Source organism: Desulfuromusa ferrireducens, from assembly GCF_055389805.1.
The window spans coordinates 3,084,383-3,099,208 of the sequence record NZ_AP042415.1; the positions used below are offsets into that span (position 1 = coordinate 3,084,383).

The 14,826-nt window shown below is 51.0% G+C and carries 11 protein-coding genes and 1 pseudogene; 4 read left to right on the forward strand and 8 right to left on the reverse strand.

What is annotated here, in order from left to right; all coding sequences use genetic code 11:
• Positions 1-1,068 precede the first annotated feature (1,068 nt).
• Positions 1,069-3,846, forward strand: a complete 2,778-nt coding sequence (locus ACZ5PT_RS13850; protein WP_464263624.1) for a PAS domain S-box protein — start codon at positions 1,069-1,071, stop codon at positions 3,844-3,846.
• Between the two features lie 318 nt (positions 3,847-4,164).
• On the opposite strand, the gene ACZ5PT_RS13855 is transcribed toward ACZ5PT_RS13850, so the two are convergent.
• The gene (locus tag ACZ5PT_RS13855) at positions 4,165-5,184 is read right to left on the reverse strand and encodes an IS110 family RNA-guided transposase (protein WP_464263625.1); all 1,020 of its coding nucleotides are present in this window, start codon (positions 5,182-5,184) and stop codon (positions 4,165-4,167) included.
• 532 nt (positions 5,185-5,716) lie between these two features.
• Here ACZ5PT_RS13855 and ACZ5PT_RS13860 point away from each other — a divergent pair.
• Positions 5,717-7,498, forward strand: a complete 1,782-nt coding sequence (locus ACZ5PT_RS13860) for an HD domain-containing phosphohydrolase (protein WP_464263626.1) — start codon at positions 5,717-5,719, stop codon at positions 7,496-7,498.
• A 342-nt stretch (positions 7,499-7,840) separates the two neighbouring features.
• On the opposite strand, the gene ACZ5PT_RS13865 is transcribed toward ACZ5PT_RS13860, so the two are convergent.
• The 6 genes from ACZ5PT_RS13865 to ACZ5PT_RS13890 are packed head-to-tail and all read right to left on the reverse strand — an operon-like array spanning position 7,841 to position 12,091.
• Entirely contained in the window at positions 7,841-8,353 is a 513-nt protein-coding gene (locus ACZ5PT_RS13865; RefSeq protein ID WP_464263627.1) for a hypothetical protein, read from the reverse strand.
• A 21-nt stretch (positions 8,354-8,374) separates the two neighbouring features.
• The gene (locus ACZ5PT_RS13870) at positions 8,375-8,839 is read right to left on the reverse strand and encodes a hypothetical protein (protein WP_464263628.1); all 465 of its coding nucleotides are present in this window, start codon (positions 8,837-8,839) and stop codon (positions 8,375-8,377) included.
• 18 nt (positions 8,840-8,857) lie between these two features.
• Positions 8,858-8,986 carry a hypothetical protein gene (locus ACZ5PT_RS13875; protein WP_464263629.1) on the reverse strand — a complete coding sequence of 43 codons (129 nt, stop codon included), beginning with the start codon at positions 8,984-8,986 and terminating at the stop codon, positions 8,858-8,860.
• Positions 8,986-10,611 carry a BCCT family transporter gene (locus ACZ5PT_RS13880; RefSeq protein WP_464266743.1) on the reverse strand — a complete coding sequence of 542 codons (1,626 nt, stop codon included), beginning with the start codon at positions 10,609-10,611 and terminating at the stop codon, positions 8,986-8,988. The genes ACZ5PT_RS13875 and ACZ5PT_RS13880 overlap by 1 nt, the downstream gene beginning before the upstream one ends.
• A gap of 4 nt (positions 10,612-10,615) precedes the next feature.
• Positions 10,616-11,830, reverse strand: coding sequence for an IS256 family transposase (locus ACZ5PT_RS13885; RefSeq protein WP_464263630.1), 1,215 nt, complete (start codon positions 11,828-11,830; stop codon positions 10,616-10,618).
• 42 nt (positions 11,831-11,872) lie between these two features.
• Positions 11,873-12,091 carry a hypothetical protein gene (locus ACZ5PT_RS13890; protein ID WP_464263631.1) on the reverse strand — a complete coding sequence of 73 codons (219 nt, stop codon included), beginning with the start codon at positions 12,089-12,091 and terminating at the stop codon, positions 11,873-11,875.
• A 30-nt stretch (positions 12,092-12,121) separates the two neighbouring features.
• Here ACZ5PT_RS13890 and ACZ5PT_RS13895 point away from each other — a divergent pair.
• Positions 12,122-12,487 (forward strand): annotated as a pseudogene (locus tag ACZ5PT_RS13895) (IS30 family transposase); the annotation flags it as partial.
• Between the two features lie 304 nt (positions 12,488-12,791).
• On the opposite strand, the gene ACZ5PT_RS13900 reads toward ACZ5PT_RS13895, so the two are convergent.
• Positions 12,792-13,064 (reverse strand): hypothetical protein, encoded by a 273-nt coding sequence (locus ACZ5PT_RS13900; RefSeq protein ID WP_464263632.1) that lies wholly within the window; start codon positions 13,062-13,064, stop codon positions 12,792-12,794.
• A 213-nt stretch (positions 13,065-13,277) separates the two neighbouring features.
• Here ACZ5PT_RS13900 and ACZ5PT_RS13905 point away from each other — a divergent pair, with 213 nt between their 5' ends.
• Positions 13,278-14,819 (forward strand): flavocytochrome c, encoded by a 1,542-nt coding sequence (locus tag ACZ5PT_RS13905; RefSeq protein ID WP_464263633.1) that lies wholly within the window; start codon positions 13,278-13,280, stop codon positions 14,817-14,819.
• The last annotated feature ends 7 nt before the right edge of the window (positions 14,820-14,826 follow it).

Genomic DNA, 14,826 nt, shown 5'->3' on the forward strand with positions numbered 1-14,826 from the left:
GGTCTGAGGTGGTGGTCTGTTCTGATGCACTTAGTCTCACGATTGAGCGTTTTGTGAGGTGCTTTAAACAGACGATATATAGTGGTTGTTTACGGGGGCGTTGCGACAACGCTACGGGCCGAAAGGTTTCCTGAAAAACAGGGGGAAGACGTATCTCATATATTGTAAGTTGTGACAGGCAGCGGCTCTGATTCCTGCAAGTGTAGACTTGTAGAACATCGAGCAGGAGCTACTTCAACTCGAAAACGTCAACCTGGGGCAAGTGTCTCGGAAGTTGCTCCATATCTAATTATGGGTCTGGAGGGTGGCTAGATCGAGCATTACTGTAATTCGCCACTTCCAGTAAGGATGCCTCAATGAGTGACAACCTGATGTCTAAGTTCAGGTTTCCCAGCAGTCACTTTCTCACCGACCCAGAAGACTCTTTTAATATTAGTATAACTTAACTGCCCAGCTCTTTTTTCGTACCCTCATAGCTATGAAATTTGGAAAGGAAATCGCTTTGAGGTTTTGGGTTAGGCTCAACAAAAAAACAACAAAACATGCCAGCGGTGATGACCTGAAATTCGCCCTGTTGTCTGGCGTACTGTCGGCAGATTCTTATTCTCTGCAACACCAACGCATATCATCTGTTTCTCAGGAGTCGATTGATCCTAGGCAGGAATTGTATGGTGAAAAAACGATTATTTCGTGATCAAGAGAGCCTGCACCTAAGGCTCCACGAGAGAAATACCGTCTGATTAATGCCCTATTCCAAGAAAAGCCCACGATATAGTAACCGTGGGCTTTTTACGTATTTAAAGAGGTGACTTATCAGACATCCGGCCCCATCAGAAAACCCATTTTGGCAGGATATTTGCGAAACGAACTGAAGAGAATTGCCGGTTACGCTGGTCACCTTCCACAACGTCTGATTTTTGAAAAACAACTGAAGCTGGAGGCTTACGTACACCTTTACCGTGAAACCAAATAGCGCAATATTTACCTTTCAATGGGGGCGGAAGGTGGCCTACAATGGTCAAATTTCACCACCATTGAAATTAACAAGATGAGCTTGAGGGGACCTTCATGGCCAGAGGCAGAGAGACAATTCACATCCTTTTAGTTGAAGCCTCTGCCACTTCCGTGACGATCATTCAAGAAGCCCTAGAGTCTGGCTACATCCCGGTTAAGTTAACTGTCGCGCAAAATCTTGCTGAAGCTCATGCCTGTCTGAGTGAGTCTTTGCCCCATCTGGTAATCATTGATTTGCTTCTGCCCGACGGTAATGGCGTCGAACTTTTGCCGACCCAAAAGAAAAAACTGGCCTACCCTATCGTGATAATGTGCAGCCAAGGGGACGAGCAAGCGGCGGTCGAGGCGATGAAGGCTGGGGCGGTGGATTATGTGGTCAAATCATCCACAGCACTGGCCGAAATGCCCCGTATAGCAGAAAGAGCCCTACGCGAATGGAGGCACATCACCGAGCGTAAACAGTCGTACGAGGCGCTTCAGGAGAGCGAGGAGAGGTTTCGATCGTTTTTCGATTCGGCTGCTTCCGGCATGGCCATCATCGACCTTGAGGGGAGGGCCATGCGGGCCAATCCGACCTTCTGCCGCCTTTCTGGCTACAGCGAGGCAGAGACGCTGGAAATGAATATCCTTGAGGTAACCCATCCCGATGACCGTGAAATAACGCGGCAGCTTTACGACGAAATCCGGATGGGGCGCAGGCAAGTCGTCGACTATGAGAAGCGCTACCTGTGCAAGGACGGTTCTGTTATCTGGGGCCATGCCACGGTGGCAGGAGTATTTGGTTCGGACGGAGCGCTGCGTTATTTTGCCGCCAACGTGCATAACATCACCGAGTCCAAACGTGTACAAAACCAGATCCGCGAGTCGAAACAGATGCTGCAACTGGTCCTCGACTACATCCCCCAGCACGTATTCTGGAAAGATCGCGATTCCGTCTTTCTCGGCTGCAATCGCAACTTTGCCAGGGCCGCAGGGGTGGAGAGGCCCCAAGATCTCATTGGTAAGTCCGACTACGACTTAGCCTGGAAGAGGGAGGAGGCCGATTTCTACCGGAAGTGCGACCGCCGGGTGATGGAAGCCGACGCGCCGGAGCTGCATATCATCGAGCCACAGCTTCAGGCCGATGGTAAACAGGCTTGGTTGGATACGAACAAAGTACCTCTCCATGATGCCGAAGGAAACGTTGTCGGCATCCTCGGCAGCTTCGAGGACATCACCGAACGTAAGCGGGCGGAGGAGGAACTTCGCACCGCTCACCGACAAATGCAGGACATCATCGAATTTCTGCCTGACGCCACCTTTGTCATCGATCGGAACAAACAGGTCGTGGCCTGGAACCGGGCCATGGAGGAGAAGACTGGGGTTCACAAGGAAGACATCCTCGGCCAGGGGGATTACGCCTACGCCGTTGCCTTATACAGAACACGCCAACCGATTCTGATTGATCTGATCGGCTGCTCCGATCCTGAAAATGTGACACAGTACAACTTTGTGGAAAAAAAGGGCGAAACCCTGTTCGCCGAACGGTTCATGCCGACCCTTTATGGAGGGAAAGGGGCCCATGTCTGGATAAAGGCCTCGCCACTTCATGACCCGGAGGGAAATCTCGTCGGTGCCATCGAATCGATTCGCGACATCACCGACCGCAAACTGGCCGAGGAGAACCTTCGCACCGTTCACCGACAAATGCGGGACATCATCGAATTTCTGCCCGATGCCACCTTCGTCATCGACCGTGACAGAAAGGTTGTGGCTTGGAACCGGGCCATGGAAAAGATGAGCGGAGTCGGCAAAAAAGAGATGATTGGTCAGGGAGACTATGCCTACGCCATCCCTTTTTACGGAAAACGAAGACCGATCCTGATTGATCTGATCGCCTCTCCTGAATTGGAGAAAAAGGTGCAATACGATTCCCTCGGGAATCGAGGTGAAACAAAATTCGTCGAACAATACCTGCCGTTCCTTTACCAAGGGAAGGGGGCTTATGCCTGGGCAACAGCGTCACGACTGCTTGATCAGGAGGGAAATTTTGCCGGTGCTATTGAGTCGGTTCGCGACATCACCGACCGCAAGGAGGCTGAAAAGAAACTAAAGGAGGCCAACCGGGAGTTGGACGCCTTTGTTTACACTGTCTCCCACGATCTGCGCTCCCCTCTCACCCCCATCATCGGTTTTGCCCAGCATCTCAAAGCGACCTACAAGGAGCGTCTCGATGAGGAGGCCATGGATTGCCTGACGGCCATCGAAACCCAAGGCGACAAAATGGTCGCCCTGATGGAAGACCTCCTCTCCCTGGCCAAGGTGGGACACCTGGAAAGACCAGCCGAAGCCGTTGATCCAAACGAGGTGGTGCAGGAAGTTATCGACAGCATGGAGAATCTTCCTGCCAGCAGGGGGGGGGCTGTAAAAATGGAATCTATGCCGGAACTCTTCGTGCCCAAGACCCTTCTGACCCAGATCTTTAACAACCTGGTTGGCAATGCCATTCGATATGCGGACACCGAGGCTGGTTCCATCGAAGTGGGAGGAGAACGATCTGGAGCCCGGGTTGGCTTCTATGTTCGCGACCATGGGCCAGGTATTATGGCCGAGGAACGCAGCCGCATCTTCGATGTGTTCTACCGAGGTTCTGTCGGCAAAAAGATCCAAGGAACTGGGGTAGGCCTCGCGATAGTGCAAAAGATTGCACGTCTCTATGGAGGCAAAACTTGGGTAGAGGAAACTCCAGGTGGTGGTAGCACCTTCTTGGTGGAGATGGTGGATACTCCAACCACTACCGAAGAGGAGAAAAGTACCATCGAAGAGAATCGGAGGAGGGAAGTTGTATCGTAAGGGATTCTCAGATTGCCTAATTGTAATTTAATTCTCATATATGGTCTCCCCCCTGCATGCAAGGACTTTGTGATGAATGACAGTGACAAGGTTGCTACCATATATTCGGCCTCTTTTTAGCGGCTTTACGCCGCCGGGCCTTAATGATTTACGCGCGCATCGTCCTTATCAAAAGTTCGGTTTTTAATAACCGTTGAGACGCTCAGGTTTTCAATGCGCCGGTCTGACCTGTTTTGTCATTACTGATCACAGGGTCTTCGCAATTTCTGGTGGGAGTTCTCCTTTCCTCGCTTCGTTAATGCTTGATCGATGCGATGGTTACGCTATGTTCGGCTCATAACATGTGTTGTACTTCAGAATAGCCCAACCGATCCGCGCCATTTTGTTCGCCAACGCAACAACTGCTTTGTTCCACCCTCTTTGTTCTCGGATGCGATTGATCCATCGACTCAAGGGATCATCTCTATTGGCTGCTCGAAGGACGACGGTACGAGCGCCATGGATCAATTGCATGCGAAGGTATTTATCCCCGCGTTTGCTAATCCCCAAAAGAACATTTTTGCCGCCACTGCTGTGCTGACGTGGAACCAGGCCAAGGGATGCCGCTGCATGTCGACCGCGAACATAGGCACGCCCATCACCAATCGTACTGCGAAAGGCACTCGCAACAATCGGACCGAAGCCCGGGATTGTTTGTAATCTCTGGCAGGCATCATCCTGCTGACTTAATAACTCCAGTTCCTTCGTGTAAAACGCAATATGCTCGTCAAGCTCGACGAGCTGCTCATAGCGTCGCGCCAGGAGGTTGCGGAACCGAAAGCTCAACACGTTGTCGGCATCTTCCAGTAGTTCCGGAATCTTTTTGCGTAAAACGGTCAATCCTTTCGAGAAGCTGATACCGTACTCTCCGAGCAAGCCCCGTGTTGAGTTACTCAAGGCGGTGCGATCCCTCAAGCACTGGGAGCGCATCCGATGGATGGCTTGCATGTCATGTTCTTCCACTGTTTTAACAGCGACGAACGCAATTCTGGGTCTGTCAAGTGCCTCGGCAATGGCCCGCGCATCGTTGTAGTCGTTCTTGTTTCCTTGCACTAAAGGCTTCACGTACTGGGGTGGTACCAACTTCACATCATGACCAATGGCACGCAATTCCCGACCCCAGTAGTGTGATGTTGCGCAGGCTTCCATACCGACACGACATGGTGGTAATTGAGCAAAGAATTGAAGGACATGATTACGTCGAAGCATACGTTTCTTGACTTCCTTATTGCGCTCATTGAAACAGACAACATGAAAGACGCTTTTTGCCAAGTCCAAGCCGACAGTGGTAATATTCATTACGGTCTCCTCTCGCTCAACGTTGATGGTTAGCTTCTTACTCTCCATCATGGCGCATAGATGCCGATTTCGGTAGCGGGGGAGACCATTTCATCAAAAGTGGCGATTTGCAGTAAACACTGTCCGATTTATGCATACCCTATATTTGAGACAGATCTTTTAAGTTTTGACAATTGCCCGAAAACGGTCGAGAGGGGCTGGAGGTCGGTATTTGTAGGAACCGGCTTTGGGTTCCCTATACAACCACTCATATCCAGACGGAGCAACTTCTTGGACAGATGAAGTCGATAGTTAAAAAGTCGGCTTCTTTTACCTTATAATTCCGGCAATATATTTATTGCTGTCTGTAATTCAAGGTAGAATTGTTGGGATGCCTCAGAGGAGGGATGTCCGGGACGGAGGGAAGAGAGAATACCCAAATCGTTCACGAAGAATTGCTATCGAGTGAGTTCGCCTGAAGAAAAAAACGTCCCGTTCGGTACTTCATGACGATCCGCTTCGTGTGAAGCGTGCGGCGAACGAGGAGGTTAGCATGAAACAGAAATCTTATTTTCTCATTTATGCCCTTGTCCTGCCTCTGTTGCTGTTCACTGCGCGTGGCGATGCGGCGTTCCGGCCCTACAAAATCCTTGTCCTGCATTCTTATTCCGTGGACTTCCAATGGACGGAGGGGCTGCATCAGGGGATCACCGAGACGCTTGAAGAACATTCACCGGCTTCTCAATTCCGGGTTGAGTTCATGGATACCAAGAACTTCTTTAACCCCTCATACCTGAAAAATCTTGCCGCTGTTTATACCGATAAATACGCCGGAATCCGCCTGGATGGTATTGTCGTCACCGACAATAATGCCCTGAACTTTATGACCAGCTATGGCAAAGCGATCTTTCCTGGCGTTCCGCTCGTGGCTTGCGGGATCAATGACGCAATCCCACCGGCAGAAGGGAGCAACGTCAAAAGTATTATCGCGGAAGGCTCTGACCATGCCGGGACCATCCGTCAAGCTCTGAAATTTTGGCCGGAAGTGGAAACCCTCTATGTCCTCTACGATGCGACCCCGACCGGTAGGTACATTGCCCGCGAGGTCGAGCAGTCTCTCGCTGCCATCGAAGTCCCGTTTGCCGTTGAGTTCATAACCGATAAAAGCCTTGCAGAAATGAAGCGCTTCGTTTCCACCCGCAAGGCAACGGATCTCGCCTATATTCTGCCTTTTTTCAGGGATGCAACCGGAGCGGTATTTGCGCAGGGGCAGGCGGCCAGGGAACTCTCTGCCGTTTCCACCGTCCCGATTCTGGCCACCTGGTCCTTCCAGCTCGGTACCGGAGTCATCGGTGGTCATGTTATTTCTCCGCACCATCTGGGAGAGTTCGCCATGCTCACGCTTTTACAGCTCCTAAGCGGGCAACCGGTGGCGTCCTTCCAGACGAACCTGTCCGTATTTGAAAATCTCTATGATTTTGCGGTGGTGAAACAGTACCGCATCAATGAAAACCTGCTGCCCGAGAATGTGATCTTTATCAACAAACCCCTAAGTTTCTATGAAAAACACCGCGACGTATTACTGCTGGCCGGGGGCGTGATCGGCATACTTGCAATTATCACGACGCTTCTCTTCCTTAACCTGCAAAAACAGCGCACCATCAATGCCGCCAACCTGCGCCTGCTAGCACTGGACAAGGAGGTGATCGAGACGCAACGCGAGTTGGTGAGCACCCTGGGGGAGGTGATCGAGGCCAGGTCCAAGGAGACCGGCAACCATGTGAAACGGGTGGCTAAACTATCCCGGATGCTCGGGGAAAAGATTGGCTTGAGTGAGCATGAACTGGAAATGCTTGAAGCCGCCTCGCCGATGCATGATGTGGGCAAAATCGGCGTTCCCGAAAGCATCCTGCACAAACTCGGAAAGCTCACTGATAAGGAATTTGACATCATCAAGACCCATACCGATATCGGTAAGGAGCTGTTGGGGACATCGAACCGAGAGCTGCTGAGAATCGCCGGAATCATCGCTTATCAGCACCATGAGCGCTGGGACGGTAGCGGCTACCCCAACGGTCTCAAAGGCGAAGAGATTAGTATCCTTGCCCGAATTACCATGCTGGCGGACATCTATGACGCCCTGTCATCGGCCCGTTCCTACAAAAAGGCCTGGCCGGCAGAGAGAATTTTGAAATATATCCGTGCCGAACGCGGAAAGTATTTCGACCCCTACCTGGTGGACATATTTTTGGAAAACCTCAACGAGGCGCGGGCTATTCGAGCACGCTACTCCTCTGCGGCCGCCACGAGCGTCGCTGCCGCCCTGGACGACTGAGCGGGACATCCATTTCGCGCACGGCATTTTACTCGCTGATTCGATTGAGCACGACGATACCAGTAGGGGGCAGGGGGGTCGCAAAAGTAGTAATTAAAAAGGAAAGGTGTACCCTTCATGTCAAGGACACACCTTATATTGTCTAAAAGGATCTCGAAGAGGTTACCAGTAATACCTGACATTAAGATTCAGGCGAGTGGACCGTTCATCGTTATTGCGCACGCTTTCATCCACCATATTGCCGTTGCTGAAGATCATGTTCTCCCCGGATATGATGCCCAGATAGGTGTAGACCGGCCCAGAGGCAAACAAGGCTACGACCACGTTCTGCCAGATAGTCGGTTAATTGCTGTCTGAAGGCTTGATGACAGTGTTATCGGAATAGAGGGTAATGCTATCGAGCCACTTCAGGTTGGTCGGCAGCGAGTAGGCGACGTTGGCGATTGCAATATCTTCTTCCGCAGGTGCGCCCCAGGAGATGGCGAACGCGCCCATGGTGATGATGTTGTCATCGTAACCATCTGGGTTTTCCGGATTGTACTCGTAAGTCGCATACTCGAGTTGAACCTTCCACTTGCCGTAATTGCCATTCATGTGCCGTCCGGCCGCCCATTGGTCACGGGTGTTTTTGTTGTAGAGCTGTCCCCTCTGCCCGGAGACGACAAGTTCTGTGTCGCCGAGGTCGCCATGATTGAAGGTGTATGCCAACCGGCCGTTGAACTGGTTGGTCTCTTCATTGCCCGCACCCTGAGCCCCTGAGAAGCCGTCGTCATCATTGCTGATGACATCAATCGAGTAACGATCGGTGCTCGAGGAGTTACCCAGTTCGTCATTCTTGAAGAAGGCCAGAGTCAAATCGAGGGGTCCGTCACTATATTAACCCTTGACACCCATGTCGTAGTCGTCTTCCAGGCCGACATAGTAAGCGCCGCTGGACCAGAAGTTGTGCGAAGCAAAAGGTTGCAGACCGAAGGGGACTTGGTGCACACCAGCCTGAACCTGCCAATTGTCATTGATATTGTTGCCAACATAACCGTGATGAATGGTGTTCATGTAGGAATAAAAGCGATATTCGGCTGAGAGAATCCAGTAACCAATCGCGCCATAGGCATTGACCCGAAACAGATCGACCTCGCCATCGTCATACTTCTCTTTCTGATCATCGTCCCAATCCATGTAGCCGTAGTTGACACGCATGGCAACGCCAAAGGCAATCGGCCGCTTTTCGCCAAAACTTATTCGACGACGGTCACGGTGAAGGTTGACTGCGCCGCAGCTTCTGCAGTCTGGGCCTGTTGCCCGGCGACAATCAATTCCAGCTTGGCCAAGCGTTTTTTCCATAGCGTCCATCTCCGCGACCTAGGCACTCAAGGTCCGAATCTCCTTGAGCAGAGTCTGGTTATCGATTGTCTCGGCGACCAGGCTTAAACCAACCAAACCGAAGATCAAGAAACCCAAAACATATAACAATTTAGTTGATTTCAGCATTATATCTCCTTTGCTTCACATTCATCATCATCACTACTTGCTATATCGATCGCCACCGCGAGTCGGTGTTCTTCCTCCACTCGTTTCAAGCTGTGCTTAACTGCATCCTCGACATATAGCTCCTGGGAAAAGCCAACATAGAGGGCATAGATGATAAACAGCAGCACGATGGCAAAGGGCAGACCGGTGCTGACGGCAGCAGTCTGCAATGCAGTCAGGCCGCCACCAATCAACAGCACAGCGGCCACCGCACCCTCCATAAGGGCCCAGAAGACCCGTTGTGTCACCGGTGAATTGAGTTTGCCACCGGAAGTCAGGTGATCGACCACCAAAGAACCTGAATCTGAAGAGGTGATAAAGAAGACCGTTACCAGCACAATCCCAACCAGGGAAAGCAGTTCCGGCATCGGAAAATGGTCCAGCATGACAAACAGTGCGGTTGCCACATCGGTTTTCACCGCGCTTACAATATCTACGGCACCATTGCTCTGCAGGTAGATTGCCGAACCACCGAACACAGACATCCACACAAAGGAGAGCAAGGTTGGGATTAACATCACTCCGAGGATAAACTCACGCACAGTGCGTCCCTTGGAAATACGCGCAATGAACATGCCGACAAAAGGCGACCATGATATCCACCAGGCCCAGTAAAAGACCGTCCATGAGCTTTGCCAGGTTGATTCTCTAAATGTCTCGGTCCAGAGGCTGATCTGGGGCAGCTTGGTTAAATAGTAACCGAGATTTTGAGTGAAACCGCTGAGAATAAATACTGTTGGCCCGGCAATGATCAGGAAGAGCATGAGTAGTCCCGCCAGGCCCATGTTCAACTGGCTCAACCGTTTGACCCCACCGTCTAGACCAGACAGGACCGAGAGCGTCGCGAGGCCGGTAATCACAACAATCAGGATGACCTGGGTTGTGACGCTGACCTGAATGCCGAACAGGTAATTCAATCCGGCATTGACCTGTTTGACACCAAGGCCCAGAGAGGTGGCCAGGCCCATCATGGTCGCCAGGACCGAAAGGATATCGATAAAGTTGCCCCAACCGCCATGAATTCGGTTGCCGAGAATCGGGTAAAAGATGGAGCGAATCGTCAACGGCAACCCTCGGTTGTAAGCAAAAAAAGCCAGACCGAGGCCAACGATCGCATAGATCGCCCAAGGATGCAGGCCCCAGTGAAAATAGGTGATCCCCATCGCCGCCTGAGCGGCTTCCGGGGTTCCGCCTGCAACGCCGCTGAACATAGGTGATGGGGAGCTGAAATGATACATCGGCTCACCGACGCTCCAGAACATCAGACCGATCCCCATACCGGCGCTGAGCAGCATAGCGAACCAGGCTCCGGTGGTAAATTCAGGCCGCGCTTTGATACCACCGATACGGATATTGCCAAATCGACTAAAAGCGAAAAACAGGGAGGCAAGAATAAAAACATTGGAGGAAAGGATCAGAAACCAACCGAACGTCTTGGATATGAACGCCAAGGTTACACTAAACAGCTCTGTGGCCTGTTCGTGGAACATGATGGTCAGCAGGATAAAGGCAATGAGTACAGCCGTAGACAGAAAGGTAACTTGCGGATGAATGGGGCCTGTAACGCAGATTGTGTAAATGGCCAGTCGGTCAGAGTAGCGGCATTCGCCCTTCAAATATAATCGAAAATTGATTCAGTGCCGATCGCCAGTTGTGGATCGGCATTGTCCATTTCTTTGAAATATTCTGTAACGCTAAGTAGAGCAGCTTGATCATTGATTCGTCATTGGGAAACGATCCCCGGTTCTTCGTGACCTTCCGCAGTGACATGTTCACCGATTCGATGGCATTGGTCGTGTAAATCGCTCTGCGTATGTCGGACGGATATGAGAACAGTGGCGTAATCCGCTCCCAGTTGCGTCGCCAGGATTTAGCAATTGTCGGGTGACTGGCGTTCCATCTATCTTCGAACAGCTCTAAGTTAAACTCGGCCTCTTCGACAGTCGCTGATGAGTAAATTGCCTTCAGATCCTTGGCGACCTCTTTCCGCTGTTTCCAGGAAACGTAGTTTAAGCTGTGCCGCACCATGTGAACAATACAGAGTTGAACCTGTGTATCAGGGAAGACTGTCTCAATCGCTTCAGGAAAGCCTTTCAGGCCATCGACGCAGGCGACGAAGATATCCTTTACGCCCCGGTTCTTCAACTCTGTGACAACTTGCAACCAGAACTTGGCACCCTCAGTTTCGGCGGTCCACATGCCAAGGACTTCCTTGAGGCCATCAAGGTTGACACCAACGGCAAGATAAACAGCCTTATTAATGACTCGATTTTCTTGCCGTACTTTGATCCGAATGGCGTCGAGATAAACAATCGGCCAGATATCATCCAGCGGCCGGTTCTGCCAAAGAACGATTTCCTCTTGGACCGCTTTCGTCACTTGGGAAACAAGCGTCGGTGAAATCTCTACACCGTACATCTCTTCCAAATGCGCCTGAATATCGCGGGTCGTCATGCCACGGGCATACAGGGCGATGATCTTGTCATCAAAACCGCTGAAGCGGCTTTGCCCTTTAGGCAGTATTATCGGTTCAAAACTGGAATCACGGTCACGGGGAACGGTAATGTCAAGATTGCCGAACTCGCCTTTGACCTTCTTCTGGTAGCTACCGTTGCGGGCGTTACCAGCCTTGTTGTTTGACGGAGCATTCTTTTCGTAGCCGAGATGTTCGGTCAGCTCGGTTTTCATTGCACGTTCCAGAAGCTGTTTGGTCAGTTGTTTCAGTAGCCCAGTTTCCCCGATAAGATCTTCAGGATTCTTGTAATCCTTCATCAGGGAGTCGAGCAAGTCGTCGGGTATGGTCATCAGTTCCTCCAGTGGTTACGGGTTGTAACCGACTGGGAGCATTTACACAAAAGATTTTACACCCTCGCCAACCCAGTTATCTTCCCCTGGATCCTTCTTCTCTGCGTCATCGTAGAGGGAAGCGGTCGGTCGAATCTGTAAACCCCGGAAGTGTTCACGCTCTTTAACCGCTTTGCGGCGAGCCTCTTTCTCGGCTTTTATGAGCTTACCCACTAGCTCCTGCTTCAAATGAGCATCTTGTTCGTCAACGTAGTGGCTCATATCTTCTCCTCTTTACTGAACAGGCAATTAGCAGTGCCTTCGTATGAAGAAATCTCTGATTTAATCACAAAGAGGGGTCCTATTCCCCGAAGAATGCGCCAAACTTTGACGCTGGACAATGGATCCGAATTCGCGAATTTCAAAGAACTGGAGAAAAAGACCCGACTGACTGTTTACTTCGCTGATCCCTATGCCGCATGGCAACGTAGTGCAAATGAAAACACCAACGGATTATTGCGACAGTACTTTCAGAAGGGAATCAACTTTCGTACAATCGATGGAGTCGCTGTTGCAGAAGCCGTCAAAAGGTTAAATAACCGGCCACGAAAATGTCTCGGATACCGAACCCCTTATGAAGTGTTCTGGTCTGTTGCTCGTGGTGCACTTACAAATTGAATTCACCGCCTCAACAACTATAACTCTGAGTTTACTTGATGAACCCATTGTCGAGCCTCCAGGGAACGGAAGAAGTGTTAGCCCCGTGCCGTTGTCTTTAATTTTAACATTCAGGATGAAGATAACAATGGATTGCAGTTTTCTACCTAATTTCTATAAATCCTGACAAAAAATAAATGGCCACTCGGAATAGATCCAGGTGGCCATCATTTTGTCGTCTTAAATGTCTCTATCAATAACGCGCCCGTTTTTGCCTCAGAAGTCGTGACATTTCAGAATTTAAGATCGCCTCAAATCTGGTGACTTAATTCTCACTTCTCCATTTTGAAACATTAAAATTGGCCATCTTTCCCTCTTTCCTTCTTTCCTTCTTTCCCTCTTTCCCTCTTTCCCTCTTTCCCTCTTTCCCTCTTTCCCTCTTTCCCTCTTTCCCTCTTTCCCTCTTTCCCTCTTTCCCTCTTTCCCTCTTTCCCTCTTTCCCTCTTTCCCTCTTTCCCTCTTTCCCTCTTTCCCTCTTTCCCTCTTTCCCTCTTTCCCTCTTTCCCTCCTGCCGTCCTGCCGTCCTGCCGTCCTGCAATTTCAGAAGTTTAGCCGAAGGGCCTTATTAATCAATAGACGAGACGGCTCGGTGTTAAAATCCTGCTCAAAATAATAACTCTTTAGTGTGTTGCTAACCTCCCAGAAAAAGGTAGAGTTCTGTAAGGAAAGGACCATAAATCAGTATGTTGCCCCGATAATTTCCTTTCCCGCGCTTGTGTTAAAGAGTGGCAACCACAAAAGGAGGTCGAGAATGAAGGAACAGAAAGGTCATCATGCTGATCGTCGTAAATTTCTGGTCGGTATGGGAATCGCAGGCGCTGCCGCAACTTTGGCAGGGCCTGCTTTAGCCATAGCGAGTAACAAGTGTGACACCAAGTGTGTCACCAAGTGGGATCAAGAACACGAGTTGGTGATTATCGGCTCCGGCTTTGCTGGTCTGGCTGCAGCGATTCAGGCCAAGCGGCTTGGCGCCAAAGATGTGGTCATCTACGAAAAAATGGCAGTTTTCGGCGGCAACTCCGCTGTTAATGGAGGCCTGTTTGGCGTTCCTGATTCGCCACTGCAGAAAAAAGAAGGTCTTAAGGATTCTCCTGAAATCATGGTCGCCGACCAGGCCAAAGCAGGCCGTGGCGTTGCCGATGAGGCGTTGTTACTGCATGTCGCTAAAAATGCCGGCAGGGCGTTGCAGATGACCTTGGATGCTGGTTCCGAGTACTTCCCTTATCTTCAGCAGCTCGGTGGGCATTCGGTTCCACGGACCTATCAGACCACTGTTGCGGTTGGTTCCGGTATTACCCAGCCGCTGCTCAACGAGTGCAAGAAACTCGGTGTGCGCCTGGTCAACCGCGCTAAGTTTGACAGCCTGATCTTTGATGACAAGGGCAAGGTTGTTGGTGCCAAAATCCTTGAAGGCCATTATTTTGGTCGCGGCAAGGAAGGCACCCCGATCAGTGTCCGCTCTGAGCGTGGCATTTTGATGGCGACCGGTGGTTTTGCCCGCAACGTAGGTCTGCGCTCCGCTCAGGATCCAACACTGACAGCTGAAGTTGGCTCAACCAACCCGGCAAATGCAACAGGCGAGGGAATGCTTGAGCTTTATAAGGTCGGTGCCGTTCCGGTCCATATGGCGCATATTCAGACCGGTCCTTGGGCATCCGCCGATGAGGATGGTTTCGGCTACGTTTCCAACTACTCAATTTACAATTTTGCTCACTCAATCTCGGTCTTCCCGAAAAGCGGCAAGCGCTTCATGAACGAAATCGCCGATCGCAAAACCCGTTCCGACGCCCAATTGGCCTGTCGCGACGATGACGGCAATCCATTGCCACCGGTCACCATCACTAGCTATGAGCATGCCAAGGAACATCCGACCATGAAAAAGGTCCTCAAGTATGGCGTCGGCTGGAAATTCGATAGCGTTGAAGAGCTGGCCAAGCATCACAACATACCGCTCAAAGCCCTCAACGAGCAGATTGAAGAGTACAATGGCTACGTCAAAGCAGGCGAGGACAAGCAGTTTGGCAAGCCGATGGCAAAGGCTGCAGGAAAGTACCTCAAGGCTCCGTTTGTCACCGTTCGTAACTGGCCGAAGGTTCACTACTGCCAAGGCGGTGCCAAGATCGATGTCCAGGCCCGGGTAATTGACTCCACCACATGGGAACCGATCCCAGGGTTGTATGCCGCTGGGGAAGTGACCGGTGGAATGCATGGTGTCAGTCGACTCGGTAGCTGCTCGATCCCCGACTGTATGGTTATGGGAATGACTGCTGCTGAAAACATGATGAAGGCCTAATTCGAGT

Coding starts and splice junctions, on each gene's coding strand:
- ACZ5PT_RS13855 (WP_464263625.1), bottom strand. CDS start 5,184: ATGAATATTACCACTGTCGGCTTGGACTTGGCAAAAAGCGTCTTTCAT.
- ACZ5PT_RS13875 (WP_464263629.1), bottom strand. CDS start 8,986: ATGCTGAAATCAACTAAATTGTTATATGTTTTGGGTTTCTTGATCTTC.
- ACZ5PT_RS13860 (WP_464263626.1), top strand. CDS start 5,717: ATGAAACAGAAATCTTATTTTCTCATTTATGCCCTTGTCCTGCCTCTG.
- ACZ5PT_RS13850 (WP_464263624.1), top strand. CDS start 1,069: ATGGCCAGAGGCAGAGAGACAATTCACATCCTTTTAGTTGAAGCCTCT.
- ACZ5PT_RS13905 (WP_464263633.1), top strand. CDS start 13,278: ATGAAGGAACAGAAAGGTCATCATGCTGATCGTCGTAAATTTCTGGTC.
- ACZ5PT_RS13885 (WP_464263630.1), bottom strand. CDS start 11,830: ATGACCATACCCGACGACTTGCTCGACTCCCTGATGAAGGATTACAAG.
- ACZ5PT_RS13870 (WP_464263628.1), bottom strand. CDS start 8,839: ATGGAAAAAACGCTTGGCCAAGCTGGAATTGATTGTCGCCGGGCAACA.
- ACZ5PT_RS13890 (WP_464263631.1), bottom strand. CDS start 12,091: ATGAGCCACTACGTTGACGAACAAGATGCTCATTTGAAGCAGGAGCTA.